This is a genomic window from Exiguobacterium sp. s138 (assembly GCF_018618775.1).
GTDB lineage: Bacteria > Bacillota > Bacilli > Exiguobacteriales > Exiguobacteriaceae > Exiguobacterium_A > Exiguobacterium_A artemiae.
On sequence record NZ_JACSMW010000005.1, the window covers coordinates 17,612 to 40,818 of the forward strand.

Sequence of the window (23,207 nt, forward strand, 5' to 3'; positions counted from 1 at the left end):
GGACGGGACAATGAATCGACGGAAAAAGATTTCGGTGATTGGTAGCGGATTTACTGGAGCGACGACGGCACTGTATCTCGCTCAAAAAGAGTTAGGGGATATCGTGCTCGTCGATATGCCGCAACAGGAAAACGCAACCAAAGGAAAAGCACTTGATATGCAGGAAACAGCACCGATTCAAGGTTTTGACGCCTGGATCAACGGGACATCTGATTATCAAGACATTCAAGGTTCTGACATCGTCGTCATTACGGCGGGGATTGCCAGAAAACCGGGGATGAGTCGTGAAGATCTTGTCAGCACGAATGCAAACGTCATGAAAGCCGTCACGAAAGAAATCGTGACCCATGCACCGGAATCGATCATCATCGTGTTGACGAACCCTGTCGATGCGATGACGTATACCGTCTTTCAAGCATCCGGTTTTCCGAAAGAACGCGTCATCGGTCAGTCCGGTGTGCTCGATACAGCACGTTTCCGGACGTTCGTCGCAATGGAACTGAATGTCTCCGTTAAGGATATCTCCGGATTCGTGCTCGGTGGGCATGGCGACGATATGGTACCGTTGTTACGTTATTCCTACGCGGGCGGAATTCCGCTGGAGAAACTGCTGACACCGGAACGATTAGCTGCCATCGTCGAACGGACACGCAAAGGCGGCGGTGAAATCGTTCAGTTACTCGGGAATGGTTCGGCCTATTACGCACCGGCAGCGGCCATCGTCGAGATGGTGGAAGCGATTCTAAAAGATCAGCGGCGCATTTTGCCGGCGATTGCCTATCTCGAAGGAGAATACGGGTATGAGGACTTGTATCTCGGTGTTCCGACCATTCTTGGTGGGAACGGCGTAGAACAGGTACTTGAGTTGGACTTGACGTCAGAAGAAAAGCAAGGGCTGGATCGATCTGTTTCAACGGTCCGTTCTGTGTTGGAAATGCTCTGACTTCAATTTTAGTAAACAAGGCATCCAATCAATAGATTGGGTGTCTTTTTGTATTGGATTAAAAAATCTTCTTTTTGTAAGAAACATGTAACATAAATGCCTGGTTTTTAGGGTAAACCTTTACAGTAGACCTTTTTTTAAAAACTTTAAAGGGGGAAATTTCATGCGCGCCGTTACGTATCAAGGTACAAAAAATGTCGAAGTGAAAGATGTCCAGGATCCGTCGATTGAGAAGAACGATGATATCATCGTCAAGATTACGTCTACTGCCATCTGTGGGTCAGATTTGCATATCTATCAAGGAAACATGCCGGCGAAAAAAGATTATGTCATTGGACATGAACCGATGGGGATTGTTGAAGAAGTTGGTCCGGATGTGACGAAGGTCAAGCGGGGAGACCGAGTTGTCCTGCCGTTCAACGTCGCGTGTGGACATTGTTTCTTTTGTGAACACGATATGGAGAGTCAGTGCGATAACTCTAATGGAAACCCTCATGTTGATACAGGCGGGTATTTCGGATTTACGGAAGAATTCGGCGGGCATCCGGGCGGTCAGGCAGAGTACTTAAAAGTCCCGTTTGGAAACTTCATGCCGCTCGTTGTTCCTGAATCATGTGAACTGGAAGACGAAGCGTTGTTGTTTTTATCAGACGTCATTCCGACAGCATACTGGAGCGTCATCAATTCGGGAGTCAAAAAAGGGGATACGGTCGTCATTCTCGGATCGGGGCCGGTCGGATTGATGACACAGAAATTTGCCTGGATGCAAGGAGCAAAACGGGTCATTGCCGTGGATCAGCAGGTATACCGGTTAAATCATGCCAAGATGACGAACCGCGTCGAAACAGTCAATTTGCAGGATCACAAAGAGACCGGTCAATATCTGAAGGAACTGACTCAGGGCGGCGCAGATGTCGTCATTGATTGTGTCGGACTGGACGGTAAGATGTCGGCTGTTGAAAAAGTGGAACAAAAAGTCGGTTTGCAAGGCGGAACGTTGAGTGCCATCAATATCGCGAAAGATGCTGTTCGGAAATTTGGAACCGTCCAATTGACGGGTGTCTATGCCAAAAAATACAATCAGTTCCCGCTCGGAGATTTCTTTACGCGGAACATCACGCTCAAGATGGGACAGGCTCCGGTCGTTCATCTGATGCCCGAATTGTTCCAAAAAATCATCAATCAGGAGTTTGATCCAACCGATATCATTACGCACAAAATCGATTTGGAACAGGCAGCCCATGCCTATCAAACGTTTAACGATCATGAGGACGGGTGCATTAAAGTCATTTTAAAACCATAACGCAATCAGCAAAAAGACCGCTTCGATATCCGAAGCGGTCTTTTATGTGAAAAAATTATATCCGATGTACCGGGTGGGCGTTACGATCAGAAGAACAAGACGGGCCATAGGAAACCTACGGCAAGACCAAGCAGAAGACCCACGAAGACCTGGAACTCGGTGTGTCCGACCAGTTCATTGAGCAAAGGTGTCTTGTGCCGGATTCCTTTGAAATAATCATTTAACAGCTTGGCCTGTAACCCGACGGCTTGGCGAACGCCGGTCGCATCATACATGATGATGACAGCGAAAATGGCGGCAAGTGCAAACAGGGAAGAACTAAAGCCTTCTTGAAAACCAATCACGACAGCCAGTGCGACGACAGTCGAACTATGTGAACTCGGCATGCCCCCTGAAGCAAACATGATTTCAAGGTCAAATTTTTTTGTTTTGATTAAACCGGTGACGAGTTTAGCGGCTTGTGCGATAAACCAGGCCGTAATTGCTGCAAACAGCGGGTGATTCCATTCCATATTCATTCCTCCACATGATCACGATATGTAACTGTTTCCCCAATTCCGCCATTTCAACACGGGAAACTACTGGAAGAAAGTGTCCGACCTTAAAGATTATGTAAAGAAAGACCAGAAAGATTTGTGGTTTAGTAGCGAAAGTCGTTAAGATGAAGACAGAAGAAGCGGATTCCACGGAATTCCTCATTCAAAGATGAAATGTGCTGAGGAGGCTAACTGTCTTGAAAGATAAAATAATCGTTGTTGATGATGAACTCTCGATTGCCACACTTTTGAAATTTAATTTAGAGCAAGCCGGATTTGTTGTTGAAACGGCCCATGATGGCATGACAGGGTTGAAGTTAGCGGAGAAACAGGATGCGGCGTTAATTGTCCTGGATCTCATGTTACCGGAACTGGATGGACTGGAAGTCTGCAAGCGACTACGCCAACAAAAAATCAATACCCCGATCTTAATGCTGACGGCAAAAGATGATGAGTTCGATAAAGTGCTCGGACTGGAACTCGGAGCAGATGATTATTTGACGAAGCCGTTCAGTCCGCGTGAAGTCGTCGCCCGTGTCAAAGCGATCCTGCGCCGGATGAACCAGCAAACTGTCGCGGAGGAAGTGACGGATGGAACGATTCTGATTGGAGACGTCAAAATCGTACCGGACAACTACGAAGCGTTCAAGGCGGAAGAGCGACTTGAATTAACACCAAAGGAATTTGAGCTGTTAGTGTATCTCGCAAAAAACAAGGGACGTGTCTTGACACGGGACCAATTATTGTCCGCCATCTGGAATTATGACTTCGTTGGGGATACACGAATCGTCGACGTCCATATCAGTCATGTCCGGGAAAAGATTGAACCGAATACGAAAAAGCCGATCTACATTAAAACGATTCGCGGATTAGGTTACAAGATGGAGGAGCCGAAAGCGGAATGAGTAAATACCGCAAACGATTCATTCTGAAAATGTTGTCTTTCATCAGCCTGGTCTTAATCGCACTGGGCTTTTTGCTTGGACAATCATTTAAAGATTTTTATATCAATAATGAAAAAGAAAAATTAGTGGATGAGACTTCACTGGTGGAATCCATTTTACGGGAGCGGACAGTGCCGGATATGGCAGCTTACGTTGATAAGATGTATGCTGAATCGAATTTCGACATGATTTTATTTAACGGTCGCGGGGAAATCATTGCCGGAACCCCGATCGATGTCACGAAGTTGAACGTTCGGGCTATCAATTTTTCTGCCATTCCGAATGATGGGACCTTCGAATCGAAAGTCGATGAGACGAGTCTGCAATATACGAAACCCGTCCTGACTGCTGACGGGGGGGAAGTCTATATCAGTTTCATCCGCTATACAAAAGATTTAAATATGATTTATTCACGGATTTGGACCGTCATCATTTTATCGCTGTTGACATCGTTTTGTATCATTTTCTTTGCTGTCTACAGTTCGACAAAGCGTTTCCTGCGTCCGATTGCGGAAGCAACAGAAGTCTTACACGAATTGTCACATGGGAACTACAAATCCCGGGTTTATGAATTGACGGCACCGGATGAATCAAGAGATCTCGGGAAATCCATTAATCTGTTAGCCCGGAATTTAGAGAATGCGTCTTCCGGCGAAGCGATGCAGCGGGCGCGACTCGAGTCACTGATTGAATACATGGGAGCCGGCTTGATGCTGATCGATGAGAAAGGGTATGTTCTTCTGGTTAATCGGACATACCGGGAAATGTTTAATATCTACGGTCAGTCGAATGGACAATTGTACTACCGGGTTTTACCGAATGAAAAGATGAGTCAGGTCATCGAAGATGTCTATCTGACGGAAAAACCGAACCGGAAACAATCGAGTGTCAGGTTTGGATTGAACAGTCGGACTTTCATGGTCAGTGCGGCACCGATTTTTGGGAAAAACGGACGCGTTCAGGGGACGACAGTCGTATTTAACGATATTACGGAAATCAAAAAGCTTGAACAGATGCGGAAGGACTTCGTCGCCAATGTCAGCCATGAGCTGAAGACACCGCTGACGTCAATCAAAGGATTTGCCGAAACGCTGCTCGATGGTGCCCAGGACGTCCCGGAAATCAGGGAGCAGTTCCTGAACATCATTCATGATGAATCCGAGCGGATGCAGACGCTGGTCGAAGATTTACTCGAATTATCCCGTCTTGAACAGGATAATTACCAACTGGAAACGACAATTGTCGATGTCACGAGTTTACTCCACGAAACAGCCACGCTGCTCCAGCGAAAAGCAACTGAAAAACAGATGACGATTCACCTTGAAACGGAAGAGGAAGTCTTCATCCGGGCAGATTTAAATCGTCTGAAGCAAGTCGTCGTCAATCTGGTGGCGAACGCGTTGAATTATACTCCGAACGGCGGAAATGTCTGGATTAGTCTTGAGGACGGAGAAGAGGCTGTCATGCTGCGGATTAAAGATGACGGAATCGGAATCCATCCGAAAGAGATGCAACGGATTTTTGAACGTTTTTACCGGGTCGACAAAGCCCGGAGCCGGAACTCGGGCGGGACAGGTCTTGGTCTCGCAATCGTCAAACATATCATCGATCTGCATCACGGAACGATTGACGTGGAATCCGAAGAAAATCAAGGAACGACTTTTACGATACGTTTACCGAAAAAGGGATAAGACTTCATATTTCCTTTACAGAAGAATCGTATGCTTAAAGTACCTTCTTCATCATCTGTGCCTCGACTGGTTCAGCTCCCATGTCGGGATACACAGGGACGACTGGCTTTTTAGCCGGTCGTCTTTTTTGTCTGCTTTTTTAGCGAACAAATGTGTGTAGAGTGATACAATAAGAACAGAAAATCTTCCAAAGGGGCGTAGATGATGGAAAACAAACTTTTATTGATTGATGGAAACTCACTGACGTATCGTGCTTTTTTTGCGTTACCACCAATGACGGATGCGCAGGGACGCAATACGAACGCAGCTTACGGTTTCACGATGATGCTGTTGAAATTACTTGAAGAGGAACAGCCGACACACATGCTCGTCGCATTTGATGCCTCGAGCGAAACGTTCCGGCATGACGTGTATCAGGAATATAAAGGCAGTCGGGAAAAGACGCCTTCTGAGCTTCGGGAACAGTTTCCGATTGTGCGGGACATCTGTGAAGCGTTAGGCATTCAAATGATGGAACTGCACCGTTATGAAGCGGATGATCTGATCGGTACATTGGCACAAACGATGCCGGCTGATCGAATCCGGATCGTGACGGGAGATAAGGATTTACTTCAACTCGTGACGAATCAGGTCGAAGTGTTGATTACAAAACGCGGCATCACCGATGTTCTCTGTATGACAGAAGAACTGTTTGCCGAGACGTACGGCGGATTAAAACCGATTCAAATGATCGACCTCAAAGGATTGATGGGGGATAAATCCGATAACATTCCAGGCGTTCCGGGAATCGGTGAAAAAACAGCCATCAAATTGATTTCTGCTTACGGGTCTGTCGAAGGTTTGTATGAGCATGTCGAAGACTTAAAAGGGAAACAAAAAGAAAAAGTGATCGCGAATGAAGAATTGGCACGGTTATCAAAGGAACTGGCGACCATCAAACTCGATGTCCCGCTTGATGTCACGCTCGACGACTTACAGATCAGCGACGTCGATACACAAGTTCCGTATTCGTTATTCCAGTCGCTTGGTTTTAAATCTTTGACGAACCGGTTTGCGCCGGTCGTCGAAGAAGCGGATAAAGAACAGTTGAATGTCCAAACGATTACTTCGCTTCCGGAGGATGTGACCGATGCCGTTCTCGTCGTGGAACAACTTCGTGAAGATTACATGGAAGAAGACATCATCGGATTCGGTATCGCGACACCGGATCAAATTTACGTCGCTTCAGCTGAACTCGTCGATGATCCGGCATTTCGTGACTGGATCGAATCGGATCATCAAAAAATCTGTCTGGATGCGAAACAAGCCGCGTTTGCCTTACGGAAACACGGTTTGAAATTAACGGCATTCGATGATTTACTGCTCGCCGGTTATTTATTGAATCTGAGCGGCGGGACGACGCTCGCATCGATTGCCGGCCATTATATGCTAATGGCACCAAACGAAGAAGCCGTCTTAGGGAAGGGGGCGAAACGTCTTGCTCCGGCAGACGACGTGCTGCATCCATATCTGGCGGAAAAAGCCCGGATGATTGAGCTGTTGTTCCCGAAAGTCAAAGAAGAACTGAAGGCCAACCAACAGTTTGAACTATATGAAACGCTGGAACGGCCGTTGTCGGGTGTTCTCGCTGAAATGGAATGGACCGGCATCCGCGTCGATGTCGGAACGCTCCAGGAGATGCAACATGATTTAGCCGGACGTCTGCACGATTTGGAACAATTGATTTACGGGGAAGTCGGCGAGGAATTCAATATCAACTCACCGAAACAGCTGGGGGTCATTCTGTTCGAGAAAATGGAACTGCCTGCCTTTAAGAAAACGAAGACCGGTTATTCGACCGCTGCCGACGTATTGGAAAAACTCCGTCCGCTGCATCCGGTCATCGACCATATCATGTTGTACCGGGAGCTTCAAAAACTGCAATCCACGTATGTTGAAGGCTTGCAGAAGGTCATTAAAGAAGACGGAAAAATCCATACCCGATTTGCGCAGACCATTGCCCAGACAGGCCGGCTCAGTTCCGTTAACCCGAACTTGCAAAACATTCCGGTCCGGATCGAGGAAGGACGAAAAATCCGGAAAGCATTTGTTCCGAGCGAACCGGGCTGGTCGTTATACGCTGCCGATTATTCACAAATCGAATTGCGGGTCATGGCCCATATGTCGGAAGATAAGACGCTTGTCCAGGCGTTCTTGGATGATGCCGATATCCACACGCAGACAGCCAGCAGCGTGTTTGGTGTCGCACCAAATGATGTGACCGGCAATATGCGCCGTCAGGCCAAAGCGGTCAACTTCGGAATCATTTACGGCATCAGTGATTACGGTTTGTCACAGAACTTAAATATCTCCCGCAAAGAGGCACAGGACTTCATTGACCGTTACTTTGAATTGTTCCCGCAAATCAAGTTGTTCATGGACGCTGCCATCGAGAAGGCGCGGATGAACGGTTTTGTCGAGACGTTGATGAACCGTCGCCGGAACATCCCGGACATCAATTCGAAAAACTTTAACTTGCGTGGTTTTGCAGAACGGACGGCCATCAATACACCGATCCAAGGCTCGGCAGCTGACATCATCAAAAAAGCCATGCTTGATGTCCATGCGGCGCTTGAACAATCACCGTTGCGCGCCCGCCTGTTGCTCCAAGTACACGATGAACTGATTTTCGAAGCGCCGGATGAAGAACTGGATGCCCTCAAGACGCTGGTCAAACAAGCGATGGAACAGACGGTTCAATTATCCGTTCCGCTTCGTGTCGACGGCGATGCCGGTCATTCATGGTATGAAACCAAATAACAAGTTGTCAGAGGAGGAAAACAGTTGCCTGAATTACCTGAAGTCGAGACCGTCAGACGAAGCTTGGAACGGACGGTCTCTGGAAAAACGATTTCTTCCGTTAAAGTATTTCATCCGAAGATGATTCGGGGAATGGAAGTCGCACCATTTGTTGACGCCTTGAAACAGGAGCGGATTGAACGAGTGGAGCGTCGGGGGAAATTTTTATTGTTCACATTTGATCGATTTTATCTCGTCAGTCATTTGCGGATGGAAGGGAAGTATTTCCCTTATCCGCAGGCAATCGAGAAAGATAAACACACCCATGTCATCTTCCGATTTACAGATGGCTCGGAACTGCATTACAACGATGTCCGGAAATTCGGGACGATGGAGTTGCGTGAAAAAGAGACGGCGATGTCGGTTCCGCCACTGGCCCAGCTTGAACGTGAGCCGTTTGATCCGACGTTTACGGCTGAAGTCTTGGCAGAGAACCTGATCCGGAAAAAGCGCAGTCCAATCAAAACGGCTCTGCTTGATCAATCGATTTTTTTAGGGTTGGGGAATATTTATGTCGATGAGACATTGTTTGCCGCCCGGGTCCATCCGTTAACGAAAGCCGGGGCACTGACGCTTGATGATATCTCCCGGATTCATGCGGCAGGTGTGGATGTACTCGCCAAAGCCGTTGAAAGCGGCGGAAGTACGATTCGCAGTTATGTGTCTCCGACCGGAAAAGGGGAGTTCCAATTACAGCTTGCTGTATACGGTCAAACCGGTGCACCTTGCCCGAGATGCGGGACGGCAATCGAAAAAATTAAAGTCGGCGGACGAGGAACGCACTTTTGCCCGACCTGTCAACAGGTGGCTTTATGAGAATCGGACTGACCGGAGGGATTGCAACCGGAAAAAGTACGGTATCCGCCTATTTACACCAACAAGGGATTGACGTCATCGATGCGGATTTGGTCGCCCGGCAGGTCATCGAACCGGGTGGATTGGCATACGAGGAAGTCAAAGCGGCTTTTCCGACTGCTTTTTCCGACGGTGAGCTCGTCCGGTCAAAGCTTGGCGATATCATTTTTTACGATAATGAAAAGCGGACTATCCTGAATGAATTGATGCATCCGAAAATTCGGCAACAGATGTTAGAAATGGCAAATCGACAGGAACAGGCCGGACAATCGATCATCGTTTTTGATATCCCTTTATTGCTAGAAGGGGACTGGAAACAACTTGTCGATCAAGTCGTAGTCGTCTATTGTCCTGCCGAATTGCAAAAGCAGCGTCTGATGGAACGAAATCATCTCACCGCGGAAGAGGCGCAGGCTCGGATGGATTCGCAGCTCGATATCGAACAGAAAAAGCAATTGGCCGATTACGTTCTGACCAATGAAAGTACACGGGAAGCATTATACCGGCAAATTGATAGCTGGTTAAAAACGCTTCGTTCTGTCTAACACCGTTTTCTTGTGACCGTTTTCTGTCGGCAAAAGTGTTTTCGGACTCAAAGTGGGAGAAAGTTACCAACTTCTCTCACTTTTTTTAGATTACGTAATGAAATCGCTTACATTTCATGATATAGTTCTATCTGTAAACGGAGCATTATCCGTCACATTGAAGGGGGATCCGCAAATGGGAGTCAAGGTGGCAGTTAACGGGTTTGGTCGAATTGGTCGAATGGTATTTCGGCGTCTGATCGCTGAAGGGAAAAGTGAGGTCGTCGCGATTAATGCAAGTTATCCGGTGGAAACATTGGCACACCTCATCAAATATGACACGGTTCACGGGAAATTTGCATATCCAGTCGACATCATTGACGGGGCATTGATGGTGAATGGACGACAAATTCAAATCGTCAGCGAACGTGATCCGGAACAGTTGCCGTGGGGACAACTGGGGATTGATATCGTCGTCGAAGCAACGGGGAAATTTAATTCGAAAACGGGTGCTGAAAAACACTTGACGGCCGGTGCAAAAAAAGTCGTCATTACAGCTCCGGCAAAAGGGGATTTACGTACAATCGTCATGGGGGTCAATGACGAGATGTATGACCATGAGACGGATGCGATTGTCTCGAACGCTTCATGTACGACGAACTGTCTCGCACCTGTCGTCCAGGTCATCGACCGGGCATTCGGAATTGAGTCAGGTCTTGTGACGACGATTCATGCTTTTACGAATGACCAGAACAATATCGATAATCCGCATAAGGATTTACGACGGGCGCGGGCATGCGGATCGTCCATCATTCCGACTTCGACCGGAGCAGCCAAAGCGATTTCACTCGTCTTGCCGCATCTCGAAGGAAAACTCAATGGACTGGCACTTCGTGTTCCGACACCAAACGTCTCACTGGTCGATCTCGTCGTCGAGGTCAGTCGTGATACGACGGTTGCTGAAGTTAATGAAGCGTTCGTTAAGGCAGCGGACGGAGCGCTTGACGGTATCCTCGGCTTAACGATGGAACCGCTCGTCTCGATTGATTTTAACGGGGAAGAGAAGTCGACTGTTGTCGATGGCCTATCGACGATGGTCATGGGAGGACGGCAAGTCAAAGTCCTCGCCTGGTACGATAACGAGTGGGGCTACTCCTGCCGTGTCGTCGATCTTGTTCATCTCGTCGGAGCACACATTGAAGCGACTGGAAACGAAGCGAAACAACTGGAGTTAAAATAAAATAATGTTAAAGAAACGCTCTACATCAACGTGTAGAGCGTTTTCTTCGAGAAAATATAATAAAATTCGAAATTTATCCTTGTGTATCTTTTTGATACTCGCTATAATTCAAATCGTGAACTTCAATCGGTCTGGCAATCGCAGCTTAAAGGGTTAGGACCTCTCTGGACTAACTTTCCCCCGTGGGTGCGAACGACTCAGGCGCAAAGTAAGTGATCAACTACTTTGAAGACCATTGAATGTAGGGGGGATCCACAAATGGATACTATGGGAAGACACATTATTGCAGAACTTTGGGATTGTAATCCTGAAAAATTGAACGACATGGAATACGTAGAACGACTTTTTGTTGATGCAGCACTTCAAGCAGGTGCGGAAGTACGCGAAGTCGCATTCCACAAGTTTGCTCCACACGGCGTCAGCGGCGTCGTCATTATTTCTGAATCGCACTTAACGATTCACAGTTTCCCAGAGCATGGTTATGCATCGGTTGATGTATTTACATGTGGCGATCGAATCGATCCAGCCATCGCAGCGCATTATATCGCTGACGGACTCGATGCGAAAATCCGTGAAAATGTCGAAATTCCACGTGGTATGGGACCTGTTGAAGTTCCAGCTGCTACGGTTCAGCACGTTAACTGACAAAAACACGAATGAACAAGCTCTCGTCTTATGGCGAGGGCTTTTTAATATGTCTGACGTCTGTTATTCTTAATAGTAGAAGAAAACAGAAAAAGGTGATGACGGAATGGGACTGAAAGAACGATTACAAAAGCAAATGGAAACGTCGGATACACATAAAAATGAAAAGTTACGGACCCATTACTATGCAGCAACGGTAGAGATGCTGTTTACGGGATTAGAGGCGACGGTCACGAAACAGCAGGGAACGGTCAAACGTATTGATCAGGGGCGCGGAGAACTGGCCTTTACAGCACCCGGATTAGACGGTCTTGCGACGGTCATCATGGTCGGATCCGGTCGCACGGCGGTGGATCTGTTCCTGCACCGGTCCGGTCTGCTCGGTCCGGACTTAGAAAAATGGATTGAATTGATTTATCAGGATCTTGATTCGACCTACCGTTTAAAAATGATCGGCACTAAAGAAATTACGTGAATGGAGGTACGACATGCGTTGTCCAGCCTGCAACTATAACGGGACAAAAGTATTAGATTCGAGACCCGTGCAAGATTTTGGTTCGATTCGCAGACGTCGGGAATGTGAATCATGCGGCTACCGGTTTACGACATTTGAGATGGTCGAACAAACCCCGCTCATCATCGTCAAAAAAGATGGGACCCGTGATGAATTCAATCGGGACAAAATCTTGCGCGGATTAGTCCGGGCATGTGAAAAACGCCCGATTTCCATCGAACAATTGGAAACAGTCGTCAGCCGGGTCGAAAAAACATTGCGGGCGACGGCGCAACATGAAATTCCGAGCGAACAGGTCGGACGGCTCGTGCTGAATGAACTGGCGTCTGTCGATGAAGTGGCATATGTCCGGTTCGCCAGTGTCTACAAACAATTTAAAGACATCAATGTCTTTTTCCAAGAATTATCCGAATTGATGGAACGTCATCAAGACACCGAACGGGAAAATCAAACCTAATGAAGGAGAGGTCGTCTGACTGTTCAGAGCGCCCTCTCTTTTTCTCACGAAAGAAGGGATGAAGCAAATGATGGAACGTGAATTGTCAGGGACCGATCTCTGCTTGATCATGAGTAATGGTGTCGTCGACCGGGAAGCGTATCAATCGCTTTATTATCTGTATCAACCAATCATCGGTGTAAAGGCCCTTGGGCTGTATCAAACGTTTTGGAGTGAGATGATTCCGGGGAAGACGAAATCACAATACATCTCGCATGCAGAACTCGGAACGCTGCTCGGATTTTCAGTCGATGAATTTAAAGAAGAACTGTTTAAGCTCGAAGGAATCGGTTTGATTCGGACGTTTGAAGCAAAACAGGCCGCTTACCGCTATGTCTATCAAATCCGTGTACCGTTAGCACCGAATACATTTTTAAATGACGGGGTGTTGTCGAGCTTACTCTTCTACCGCGTCGGGGAGATTCGTTTCCGGGCTTTACAGAATCGGTTCCGGACCGACCCGTTACCGAAAAACGTCGTCGACCGGACCGTCCGGTTTGATCAAGTATTTGACGTCAAGGCGGGACTCGCCTCCGCCCATCAGCCGAAATCATATGCGAAACAAGAACGGGCAGCTTATGAATTTGATTATTCGTTTGACCTTGAAGAAATGAAACGTCAAACCGATCGCTTCCTGCCGCGGAGCTTTTATACGAAATCGATTGATCATCTGCTGTTGAAACTCGCTTACGTCACACAATCAAATGAAGCACTCATGGCAGAACTCCTGAACGCCCGTTTCCGTCATGAAGCCTATCTGCCGATGACAGACAGTGAAAAGCAGGAACGATGTAAACAGATGATGTTATCGGCGAAGCAAAAGCTCAGTCGGGAAAAGAAAGCCAAAGTTGCGGTTCTCGAAGAGGTGGAAGTCGGGGAACTCAGTGAAACCGAGACGATGGAAGGAACCCATCCGAAGCATTACGTCGCGAAGTTAAGAAAAGTTAAAGCGTTGTCGGAACGTGATGAAGAGTTGATTCAGCAATTGATTATCGACTATGAAATGTCGTCCGGAATCGTCAACGCCGCTTATTATTATGCGTTGGTCATTAAAAAGGATAACCGTTTCAGTAAAAACTTCCTGTTGTCGATCGTCGATGACTGGAAACAAAAAGGATACGTAACGGCAGCCGAAGCGTTGGCCAAAACGAAAGAGCAAGACGAACTGATTTCAAAAAAACAGGATCAAAAACAGGAACGTTCGCGGCAGACCGTCGGAGGACGAAGAGGCCGTTCCAATGCGACCGGACCAAATCCGAAATGGTTGCAGGAAGAAAAAGAAAAACAGCAGCAATATGAAGCGACAAAAAAAGCCGATTTTGAAGCTGAGGTGCCGGATGATGAAGAAATGGAACGGATTCTGCGGGAACTCAAAGGCAAATAAAGGAGTAGTGAGATGGAACATATCCAATCATCGATTGAAAAGATTTTAAACCGGCCGGACGTGGCAGAATCAGTTCGGGCCATTCATCAGCGTGTCTTGTCACACCCGGGAGTCATCATGTTTTTGCGGACACATCCTGAAATCGATCAACGGATGATTGAACGCGGCATGCTGAAACTAAACGAGTATGCGGAACAGATGAACGGAAATCAAATCATTGAAAAGAAAGCCGTCATCGAAGGTTATCAGCCTGTCCTGCACTTAGAAAAAGGCCAGATCATGGTCGCTTATGAAAAAACCCAAGCGTTACGGGACCGTGAGAACGAGCGGGCTCTCGAAAAGAAATTTAAAAGTCTCTTCTTACCGGATGAAGTCCGGGATGCGAACTTCAGTGACTTTGATTTAACGACGACGGACCGAAAGCTCGCTTTACGTGCCGCTTCACAGTTTTTAAATACAGTCCGTTCCAAACAACAAGTCAAAGGATTGTACCTGCACGGCAGTTTTGGTGTCGGGAAAACGTATCTGCTCGCAGCGATCGGTAATGCGTTGAAAAAGGAACGGGTTGCGACGATTTTGGTTCACGCACCCGGTTTCGTCTCGGAAGCGAAGCGGCGGATCCGGTCGGATAGTTTCGATACGTTTTTGGAAAGTTTTCAGACCGTCCCGGTTTTGTTGATTGACGACATCGGAGCAGAGTCGATCAGTCCATGGGTCCGTGACGAATTATTCGGCATCATCCTGCAGTACCGGATGATGCATCGTTTGCCGACCCTGTTCAGTTCCAACCTGTCGTACGACGAACTGGAGCTGCATTTCGGGATTACGAATGACCAGGGAGACAAACTGAAAGCCATGCGTCTGATGGAGCGGATCCGGACGACGACGAATCCGGTTGAGTTTTTAGGCGAAAACCGACGCCGGTATTAATTTCTCTTGTCAAAGAAGTTCGACTTTGGCTATACTAAGGACACAATCTGTATAGATGTCAGCTACGATTGAGGATATGAAAAATGAACAGGGACCAAACAAGCGAGAGAAGGATGGTGAAAGCTTCTCATGGAATCCGTCATTTCTTTACTCCCTCATAGCTCAGGCGGGGATAATCCGCTTGCGCGTCACGCCCGTTAGCGCGTGTTCGAGCCGGTGCATGGAAACATGTTCGGGAACGAGGGTGGTACCACGAGATTGAGACTCGTCCCTTTTTGAGGGATGGGTCTTTTTTATTTTAATTTATAGGGGGAAGCAGTCATGTCAAACATTGCTCTTACATTTCCAGATGGTGCAGTAAAAGAATTTACAGCCGGAACGACAGCTGAAGAAGTCGCCGCTTCAATCAGCCCGGGATTACGGAAAAAAGCGTTTGCCGCAAAATTAAACGGTCAAGTCATCGATTATCGTCGTCCAATTGAGGAAGACGGTTCAATTGAACTCGTCATGCCGGATTCGGAAGAAGGACTGGATTTAATCCGTCACTCATCTGCCCACTTGATGGCACAAGCGATTAAACGTCTGTACCCGGACGAGACGATTCATCTCGGAATCGGACCGACGATCGAAAACGGGTTTTACTACGACATTGATATGGAGCGTCGTCTGACAGAGGAAGACCTGCCGGAAATCGAAAAGATGATGAATAAGATTGCCGGTGAAAACTTACCGATCGAACGGGAAGTCGTTTCACGCGATGAAGCATTAGCTGTTTATCAGGAATTAAACGATCCGCTCAAAATCGAATTGATTGAATCGATTCCTGCCGATCAGGATTTAACGTTCTACCGTCAAGGCGAGTTCTTCGACTTATGCCGCGGACCGCACGTACCGGCGACAGCGAAACTCCAAGTCTTTAAACTGATGAGCATCGCCGGTGCTTACTGGCGCGGTGATTCAAAAAACAAGATGTTGCAACGGATTTACGGAACAGCATGGGCAAACAAAGATCAGTTAAAACAACACCTGCACTTCTTGGCGGAAGCCAAAGAGCGCGATCACCGGAAACTCGGGAAAGAACTCGACTTGTTCTTCACATCCCAAGATGTCGGACAAGGTCTGCCGATGTGGTTACCAAAAGGAGCGGCCATCCGCCGGACGGTCGAGCGTTATATCGTCGATAAAGAACTTGAACTCGGATACGAGCACGTCTATACGCCGGTTCTTGGTTCTGTTGAACTGTACAAAACATCAGGACACTGGGATCACTATCAAGATGATATGTTCCCGAAAATGGAAATGGACAATGAAGAGTTGGTTCTCCGTCCGATGAACTGTCCGCACCATATGATGATTTATAAAAATGAACCGCGGTCGTACCGTGACTTACCGCTCCGCGTCGCAGAACTCGGTGGTATGCACCGGTATGAGATGTCGGGTGCGTTAACAGGTCTTCAGCGTGTCCGTTACATGGTCTTAAACGACGGTCATACGTTTGTTCGTCCAGATCAGATGAAGGAAGAATTTAAAGCCATCGTTCACTTGATTCAAGAAGTGTATGCCGACTTTGGTATCACGGACTATAAATTCCGTCTTTCGTATCGTGATCCGGCGGATAAAGAAAAATACTTCGACAACGATGCGATTTGGGAAATGGCGCAACGTGAGTTGAAAGAGACAATGGATGAGCTCGAGCTGCCGTACTTTGAAGCGGAAGGCGAAGCTGCATTCTACGGACCAAAGCTTGACGTACAAGTCCGCACAGCGCTTGGTAAAGATGAAACGCTGTCGACCGTTCAACTCGACTTCCTCTTGCCTGAACGCTTTGAGCTGACATACAAAGGAAACGACGGACAAGATCACCGTCCTGTCGTCTTGCACCGTGGTGTCGTCTCGACAATGGAACGATTTGTCGCTTACTTGATCGAAGAGTACAAAGGAGCGTTCCCGACGTGGCTCGCACCGGTTCAAGTCAAGTTGATTCCGGTTTCAAGCGTACATGAAGACTACGCACGTGAAATCAAAACGATGCTTTTGAAAAAAGGAATTCGTGTCGAAACGGACTTCCGTGATGAAAAACTCGGTTACCGGATCCGTGAAGCACAAGTCAATAAAGTACCGGTCATGTTGGTCCTCGGCGACAAAGAAATTGAAGCGCGCGAAGTCAATATCCGCCGTTACGGTTCAAAAGATTCAAGTAACGCATCACTCGAACAGTTCGTCAGCGATTTGGAACAAGAAATCGCGAACCGTTCAAAATAAGCATGTCTTACCAGTAAAAAGAGGATGGCTGACAGCCATCCTCTTTTTGTGTCTTCTACAGATTTTGTATGGAAGTACCGATAATAGGAACAGAGAAGGGAGACGAAAGAATGAAAACAAGAATGATGCTTGCAGTATGTCTGATTGTTGCTTTTCTGCTCCTGCCTGATACGGAACATGCAGTCAGTATGAAAAGTTACCGGATTACGCCGCAGACAGAACCGATCGATCCTGTACTTCGCGCTTACTCCACATATAATGCCCAAACTAGAAATCATTACACACTCCGGTCATATCTTGAAAAAATTGAAGCGGAAGGCGGAGGAACATTGGTCTTGTCGAAAGGGATGTATCAATCTCCGTTACGTGTCGGCGTTCCTTCCAATACAACCATCATTTTAGAGGATGGCGTCATCATCAAAAAGACGAATGAGACCGGCACACCAAAACTTCAAGCGACGACGAGTATCTTTGATTTGGTACCGCCATCCGTTTTACGATTGAATAAAACAGTCGGGACATACAGCGGGTCCAAAAATATTAAAATCATCGGGCAGGGAAATGCTCAAATCGATTTAAATTATTTTCCGCGTGGTTCGGCTTTCGCCATCGCACATAATGAAAATCTGTATCTTGGAGGAATTACGATTCGTCATCAGCAAGGATCACATGCGATTGAACTGGATGCGACCAAAACAGCTCTCATTGAAAACATGCATTTTGTCGATGCCAAGATGATTGCTGGGACAGGACCAAATGAATCGATTAACCTTGATACGCCGGATCCGGTCACAAAGGGATTCCAGTGGAAATGGTCAGCCCAAGACCGGACACCAAACCATGATATTACGATTCGAAACAATGACTTCACTAATATCAATGTCGCAATCGGAACACATCAATACTCTCAAGATCGTCCGCATACGGCTGTGCGCATTTTGAATAATGTAATTGACGGGACAAAAGACTATGCGATTTCAATGATGAACTGGAACCAACCCGTCATTCAATACAATACGATTCGAAACGTACATCGGGCAGACGGGAAAGCGATTGCTATTTTAGGACGTGGAGTAGTCGGTGGGAGCATTAAACATAATCGACTGGAAAAGGTCGACCGGGCAATTCAATTCCAGCCTCACGTCAACTATGGATTCAAGCCGCTCTACAATCGATTCACAGATAAAGAAAAACTGAGCTTCCGTCAGAATGAAGTGAATCAAGCAACGGTAAATCAAGTCGTATTGTTTTCCAAGCTAGGTGTCTACTCGGCGGAAACATCAGAACGCTTTAATTTTATTCCTTAAAAAAAGCCTATTCCTTTGCGGAATAGACTTTTTTTATAGAAAAGATTATTTTTGCATCTGTTGCAAGAACGGTTGGATATCGACTTGTAACGCTTCTGATAATTTCTTGCCGAGCGATTCGTCCGCACGGTAGAAGTTACAGATGGCAAGCAAGACAGTGTTTTCATGGCGGACTTGTTTTAAGTCATCCACTAAATTGTTCAGGAGTGCCGTTTGTTCTTCTTCTGTCATACGACGGTACACTTCACCGGCTTGACCGAAGTTATTTGTTTTTTCGATTTCAAGACGACCGTGAATGTCATCATACAACGGCTGGTTTTCTTCCGTGTATTCCGGCGTTTGTTTCGGCTCGTCCTGGTAACGGTTTGGTTCGTAGTTGACCGGGCTTGTTTGTTGTCCGACCGGCATTGCACCGTCACGTTGATAGTTGTTGACCTGAGCGAACGGGCAGTTAATCGGCAACTGTTGATAGTTCGTTCCGATACGGTAACGCTGTGTATCGGAATACGAGAAGAGACGCCCTTGGAGCAATTTATCTTCTGACGGCAACATGCCTGGGATCAGTACACCCGGGTTAAAGCCGACCGATTCCGTTTCAGCAAAGTAGTTGTCGACGTTTTTGTTTAATACCATCGTTCCGACGTGTTGGAACGGGATGACATCTTCAAACCAATCTTTTGTTGCATCGAGTGGATCGAAGTCGAAGTTGTCGACATCAGCCGGATCAAGAACTTGGACGAACAGATCCCACTCCGGGAATTCTCCGTCTTCAATCGCCTGATACGTGTCGTTTGATGCATGGTTAAAGTCTTTTCCTTGAATCTCTGTCGCTTCATCTGCTGACAGGTTATGAACACCGACTTTTGGCACCCAACGTAACTTGACATAAACCGTATTGCCGTGAGCGTTCACCCATTTAAAAGCATGGACGGACGAACCGCGCATTTTACGGTAGCTTGCCGGAATTCCCTCATCCGTAAAGAGGTGCATCAACATATTTGTCGATTCCGGGCGTAATGTCATGAAGTCCCAGTAGCGGTCAGGGTCTTGAATATTCGTGCGTGGATCCGGTTTCAGCGAGTGGACCATATCCGGGAACTTCATCGAATCGCGAATAAAGAAGACCGGTAAGTTGTTTCCGACGAAATCCCAGTTTCCTTCTTCTGTATAGAACTTAACCGAGAAGCCACGTGGATCACGTAACGTTTCAGGAGAATGTGTACCGTGAATAACGGTTGAGAAACGGGCGAATACAGGAACCTCGGTCCCTTCGTTTTGAAGGAATGCCGCTTTTGTATATTTCTTCATCGAATTTTTTACCGTGAAGACGCCGTGTGCACCAAAACCACGGGCGTGTACAACACGCTCAGGAACACGTTCCCGGTCGAAATGGGCCATTTTCTCAATCAGTTGATAGTCTTCAAGCAGTGTTGGACCGCGACGACCGGCCGTACGTGAATTCTGATTGTCACCAATCGGGACACCCTGGTTTGTGGTTAATCGTTTTTTACTCATTAATAACTCCCCCTTATGTATAAGATTACATTGATTATAAAACAATAATTATTCTAAATAAAGAATAATGCTCTGCAAATTCTGAAAACTTGTTTTGACTTTTTTTATTTATCCAGACGAACAAACTTAGAAACTTCTTGCTAAACGGACAGAGGATTGCTATTATAATCAAGTATCTGAGCAACGTTCTAACCGAACAGATATAGCGGCTTGACATCGAGGGAAAACAAGTGCTATGATAGCAAAGTGAAATGACAACAAAGCAGAAGCATCCCGCTTCTCACCACGTATAGCAAGCTATGCTGGTCCATCATGATGATATGTGATAGTAGAGTGTTCTCTGACTATTGTATACTTTATGAGTGTGGGCGGGAAAAACTGCCGACGCTTTTTTTATAGCGTTTTATATCATTCATTTTTCGTGCTCTGCACGATGGAGGTGCTAACCATTAGCAAAGATCTGTTAATCAATGAAGGCATTCGCGCTCGAGAAGTTCGTCTTATCGGAGCGGATGGCGCTCAACTTGGAGTCCAATCACGTACGGAAGCGTTACGTCTTGCTGAGGAAGCTGACCTTGACCTCGTCATGGTCGCACCACAAGCGACACCGCCTGTATGTAAAATCATGGACTACGGTAAATACCGTTTTGAGTTGCAAAAAAAGGACAAAGAAACTCGGAAGAATCAGAAAGTGATTCAGATGAAAGAAGTCCGTCTCAGCCCGACGATCGAGGAGAATGACTTTCAAACGAAATTCCGTAATGCGAAGAAATTCTTGGAGAACGGCAACAAAGTGAAAGCGAGTATTCGTTTCCGCGGACGTGCCATCACTCACTCAGAAATCGGTAGACGTGTCCTCGAACGTCTCGCTACAGAATTAAGCGAGTTCGGTGTCATTGAACAGAGACCGAAGATGGAAGGACGCAGCATGTTCCTAGTGCTTGCTCCAAAGAAAGAAGACTAATCGAATCGAAGTAGGAGGGAATCTCTCATGCCTAAAATGAAATCGCACCGCGGTGCTTCTAAGCGTTTCAAACGTACTGCTTCTGGTAAATTGAAACGTGGTCGTGCTTACACAAGCCACTTATTCGGTAACAAATCAACTAAAGCAAAACGTAAATTACGTAAAGCTAGCATGGTATCATCGGGTGACTTTAAACGTATCCGTCACATGATCGCTAAGTAATTTACCCAATCGTACACAGATTTAGGAGGGAATTTATATGCCACGCGTAAAAGGCGGATATACGACTCGTCAACGTCGTAAAAAACAACTCAAATTAGCTAAGGGCTACTACGGCTCGAAACATACACTCTTCAAGGTTGCAAAACAGCAGGTCATGAAATCTCTCATGTATGCTTACCGTGACCGTCGTCAAAAGAAACGTGACTTCCGTCGCCTCTGGATCACTCGGATCAATGCGGCTGCACGTATCAACGGTCTTTCTTACAGCCGCATGATGCATGGTCTTAAATTAGCAGGTATCGACGTTAACCGTAAGATGCTCGCTGACCTCGCAGTTACAGATGCAACTGCATTTGCTTCACTTGCTGATACAGCAAAAGCAAAATTGAACGCTTAAGTTCTACAATTCGTCGGGGAATTTAATTCTCCGACGTTTTTTTTGGATTCATGGTAAAATAAAAAAGCGCATTTTTATGGGCTGGGGCAATTTTTTTAGATTAAAAGGAGAATTAAGATGGACTGGTTGACACTTTTTGAAATGCAGGAACAATTGGATAAACGGATTCAGTCAGAACATAATTTGACGGGAAATCAATTTGATGAACGTTTGCTGGCGCTATTAGTGGAGCTTGGTGAACTTGCGAACGAAACGCGTTGTTTTAAATTCTGGTCGACAAAAGGACCATCGGCTCAAGTTACGATTCTCGAAGAGTACGTCGACGGTGTCCATTTTCTACTTTCTTTAGGACTTTCTTTAGACTATCGTAAAAACGACTTTGTCGAAGGGGATTACTATCTGACAGCGACAGATGCGTTTTTGGATGTCTATAATAAGACAAACGTGTTTGCGATTTCGCGGACCGAACAAAGTTATGACGTTCTAATTGGTGCTTATCTCGCATTAGGTGCTACACTTGGTTTTACACAAGAAATGATTTTCAAAGCTTATGTCGCAAAAAACGAGGCGAATCACGTTCGCCAAGACAACGGTTACTGAGGAGGAAATCAGATGAATGAACAATTACATATGCTGAAACGTCTTACGGACGCAACGGGTGTTCCCGGAAATGAGAAAGAAGTACGTCAATTAATGCGCGAATATCTTGAACCTCATGCAGAAAACTTCCATCAAGATGGATTAGGCAGTTTATTTGCCGAACGTCAAGGAGCGGGAGAAGATGCACCACGGATTTTGATTGCCGGGCATATGGACGAGGTCGGATTCATGGTCACGAAGATTGATGAGAAAGGATTCCTTCGCTTCCAGCCACTCGGTGGATGGTGGGGACAGGTTCTCCTTGCACAGCGTATGAATATTGTCACATCATCTGGTGAAGTCATTCCAGGTGTCATCGGTGCGAAACCGCCTCATGTTTTACCACCGGAAGCGCGCAATAAACCAGTCGATATCAAAGAGATGTTCATCGATATCGGTGCCACTTCGAAAGAAGAAGTGGAAGGGTGGGGAATCCGACCGGGAGATACGGTTGTTCCGCATTGCGAATTTACTGTGATGAAAAATGATAATTTCCTGATGGCAAAAGCGTGGGATAACCGTATCGGTTGCGCCATTGCAATCGAAGCGATCAAACGATTAAAAGAAGAGGGTCACCCGAATACGATTTTTGCCGGTGCTACGGTACAGGAAGAAGTCGGTTTACGCGGAGCGCAGACGATTGCAAATCTGCTTCGCCCGACGATTGCTTTTGCAGTCGATACAGGAATTCCGGGTGATACACCAGGTATGACGGATCGTGAAGCCTTATCCAAACTTGGAGAAGGCGTTCAAGTCATCCTGTTTGATGCGACGATGATTGCGCATCGCGGATTGATTGATTTTGTAACAACGGTTGCTAAAGAAGAAAACATTAAATATCAATTGGATCTGACACCGGGTGGCGGAACAGATGCAGCGAAGTTCCACCTGTCTCATACGGGTGTTCCTTCACTTGCCTTGACTGTTCCGATCCGCTACCTGCATACAAACGTTTCAATCATGCATAAAGCAGATTTCGAAGCTGCCGTCGACTTGATTGTCGCGGTGACAAAACGTTTAGATGCAGAGACGGTCCAAGCGATTTACGAGGGGTAAAC

Annotated in this window: 22 protein-coding genes; 20 read left to right on the forward strand and 2 right to left on the reverse strand. The window is 46.7% G+C overall.

The features are described 5' to 3' along the window. Window positions 1–10: 10 nt before the first annotated feature. Both mdh and KNP91_RS11460 read left to right on the forward strand, forming a co-directional pair. Window positions 11–943 (forward strand): malate dehydrogenase, encoded by a 933-nt coding sequence (gene mdh, locus KNP91_RS11455; protein ID WP_114595258.1) that lies wholly within the window; start codon window positions 11–13, stop codon window positions 941–943. 163 nt (window positions 944–1,106) lie between these two features. Then, window positions 1,107–2,246, forward strand: a complete 1,140-nt coding sequence (locus tag KNP91_RS11460) for a zinc-dependent alcohol dehydrogenase (RefSeq protein WP_012371075.1) — start codon at window positions 1,107–1,109, stop codon at window positions 2,244–2,246. Between the two features lie 86 nt (window positions 2,247–2,332). On the opposite strand, the gene KNP91_RS11465 is transcribed toward KNP91_RS11460, so the two are convergent. Then, complete coding sequence (locus KNP91_RS11465) at window positions 2,333–2,764, reverse strand: divergent PAP2 family protein (protein WP_369835016.1); 432 nt, start codon at window positions 2,762–2,764, stop codon at window positions 2,333–2,335. 215 nt (window positions 2,765–2,979) lie between these two features. On the opposite strand from KNP91_RS11465, the gene KNP91_RS11470 reads away from it, so the two are divergent. The 13 genes from KNP91_RS11470 (at window position 2,980) to KNP91_RS11530 (ending at window position 18,412) form a co-directional block, all read left to right on the forward strand. Continuing rightward, the gene (locus KNP91_RS11470) at window positions 2,980–3,687 is read left to right on the forward strand and encodes a response regulator transcription factor (RefSeq protein ID WP_012371073.1); all 708 of its coding nucleotides are present in this window, start codon (window positions 2,980–2,982) and stop codon (window positions 3,685–3,687) included. Further along, a complete protein-coding gene (gene pnpS / locus KNP91_RS11475) occupies window positions 3,684–5,417 on the forward strand; it encodes a two-component system histidine kinase PnpS (protein WP_012371072.1) in 1,734 nt (577 codons plus the stop codon). The genes KNP91_RS11470 and pnpS overlap by 4 nt, the downstream gene beginning before the upstream one ends. A 201-nt stretch (window positions 5,418–5,618) precedes the next feature. Continuing rightward, the gene (gene polA, locus KNP91_RS11480; RefSeq protein ID WP_214850155.1) at window positions 5,619–8,216 is read left to right on the forward strand and encodes a DNA polymerase I; all 2,598 of its coding nucleotides are present in this window, start codon (window positions 5,619–5,621) and stop codon (window positions 8,214–8,216) included. A gap of 24 nt (window positions 8,217–8,240) precedes the next feature. Continuing rightward, window positions 8,241–9,071: a DNA-formamidopyrimidine glycosylase gene (mutM, locus tag KNP91_RS11485; RefSeq protein ID WP_214850158.1), complete on the forward strand. Its 831-nt coding sequence runs from the start codon at window positions 8,241–8,243 to the stop codon at window positions 9,069–9,071. Beyond that, complete coding sequence (coaE, locus tag KNP91_RS11490) at window positions 9,068–9,655, forward strand: dephospho-CoA kinase (RefSeq protein WP_214763332.1); 588 nt, start codon at window positions 9,068–9,070, stop codon at window positions 9,653–9,655. Before mutM ends, coaE begins: the two co-directional genes overlap by 4 nt. Window positions 9,656–9,830: 175 nt before the next feature. Then, on the forward strand, window positions 9,831–10,874 hold the full coding sequence (locus KNP91_RS11495) for a glyceraldehyde-3-phosphate dehydrogenase (RefSeq protein WP_012371068.1): 1,044 nt from the start codon (window positions 9,831–9,833) through the stop codon (window positions 10,872–10,874). Window positions 10,875–11,132: 258 nt separating this feature from the next. Continuing rightward, a complete protein-coding gene (speD, locus tag KNP91_RS11500; protein WP_012371067.1) occupies window positions 11,133–11,519 on the forward strand; it encodes an adenosylmethionine decarboxylase in 387 nt (128 codons plus the stop codon). A 106-nt stretch (window positions 11,520–11,625) separates the two neighbouring features. After that, a complete protein-coding gene (locus tag KNP91_RS11505; RefSeq protein ID WP_214763375.1) occupies window positions 11,626–11,994 on the forward strand; it encodes a hypothetical protein in 369 nt (122 codons plus the stop codon). Between the two features lie 13 nt (window positions 11,995–12,007). Continuing rightward, a complete protein-coding gene (gene nrdR, locus KNP91_RS11510; RefSeq protein ID WP_114595266.1) occupies window positions 12,008–12,490 on the forward strand; it encodes a transcriptional regulator NrdR in 483 nt (160 codons plus the stop codon). Between the two features lie 67 nt (window positions 12,491–12,557). Then, window positions 12,558–13,913: a replication initiation and membrane attachment family protein gene (locus KNP91_RS11515; protein ID WP_012371064.1), complete on the forward strand. Its 1,356-nt coding sequence runs from the start codon at window positions 12,558–12,560 to the stop codon at window positions 13,911–13,913. Between the two features lie 12 nt (window positions 13,914–13,925). Beyond that, window positions 13,926–14,843, forward strand: a complete 918-nt coding sequence (gene dnaI / locus KNP91_RS11520) for a primosomal protein DnaI (protein WP_012371063.1) — start codon at window positions 13,926–13,928, stop codon at window positions 14,841–14,843. Between the two features lie 321 nt (window positions 14,844–15,164). After that, entirely contained in the window at window positions 15,165–17,105 is a 1,941-nt protein-coding gene (thrS, locus tag KNP91_RS11525) for a threonine--tRNA ligase (protein WP_012371062.1), read from the forward strand. A gap of 110 nt (window positions 17,106–17,215) precedes the next feature. Continuing rightward, window positions 17,216–18,412 carry a glycoside hydrolase family protein gene (locus tag KNP91_RS11530; RefSeq protein WP_012371061.1) on the forward strand — a complete coding sequence of 399 codons (1,197 nt, stop codon included), beginning with the start codon at window positions 17,216–17,218 and terminating at the stop codon, window positions 18,410–18,412. Window positions 18,413–18,457: 45 nt separating this feature from the next. Here KNP91_RS11530 and KNP91_RS11535 read toward each other — a convergent pair whose 3' ends face one another. Next, window positions 18,458–19,927, reverse strand: a complete 1,470-nt coding sequence (locus KNP91_RS11535) for a catalase (RefSeq protein ID WP_214763377.1) — start codon at window positions 19,925–19,927, stop codon at window positions 18,458–18,460. Between the two features lie 433 nt (window positions 19,928–20,360). On the opposite strand from KNP91_RS11535, the gene infC reads away from it, so the two are divergent. The 5 genes from infC to KNP91_RS11560 all read left to right on the forward strand — a co-directional run bounded on the left by infC (window position 20,361) and on the right by KNP91_RS11560 (window position 23,205). Further along, a complete protein-coding gene (infC, locus tag KNP91_RS11540; RefSeq protein WP_012371059.1) occupies window positions 20,361–20,891 on the forward strand; it encodes a translation initiation factor IF-3 in 531 nt (176 codons plus the stop codon). Window positions 20,892–20,918: 27 nt separating this feature from the next. After that, entirely contained in the window at window positions 20,919–21,113 is a 195-nt protein-coding gene (rpmI, locus tag KNP91_RS11545) for a 50S ribosomal protein L35 (protein WP_012371058.1), read from the forward strand. 37 nt (window positions 21,114–21,150) lie between these two features. After that, window positions 21,151–21,510 (forward strand): 50S ribosomal protein L20, encoded by a 360-nt coding sequence (rplT, locus tag KNP91_RS11550; RefSeq protein ID WP_012371057.1) that lies wholly within the window; start codon window positions 21,151–21,153, stop codon window positions 21,508–21,510. A 117-nt stretch (window positions 21,511–21,627) separates the two neighbouring features. Then, complete coding sequence (locus tag KNP91_RS11555; RefSeq protein ID WP_012371056.1) at window positions 21,628–22,110, forward strand: dUTP diphosphatase; 483 nt, start codon at window positions 21,628–21,630, stop codon at window positions 22,108–22,110. A 12-nt stretch (window positions 22,111–22,122) separates the two neighbouring features. Then, entirely contained in the window at window positions 22,123–23,205 is a 1,083-nt protein-coding gene (locus KNP91_RS11560; protein WP_214850161.1) for a M42 family metallopeptidase, read from the forward strand. The last annotated feature ends 2 nt before the right edge of the window (window positions 23,206–23,207 follow it).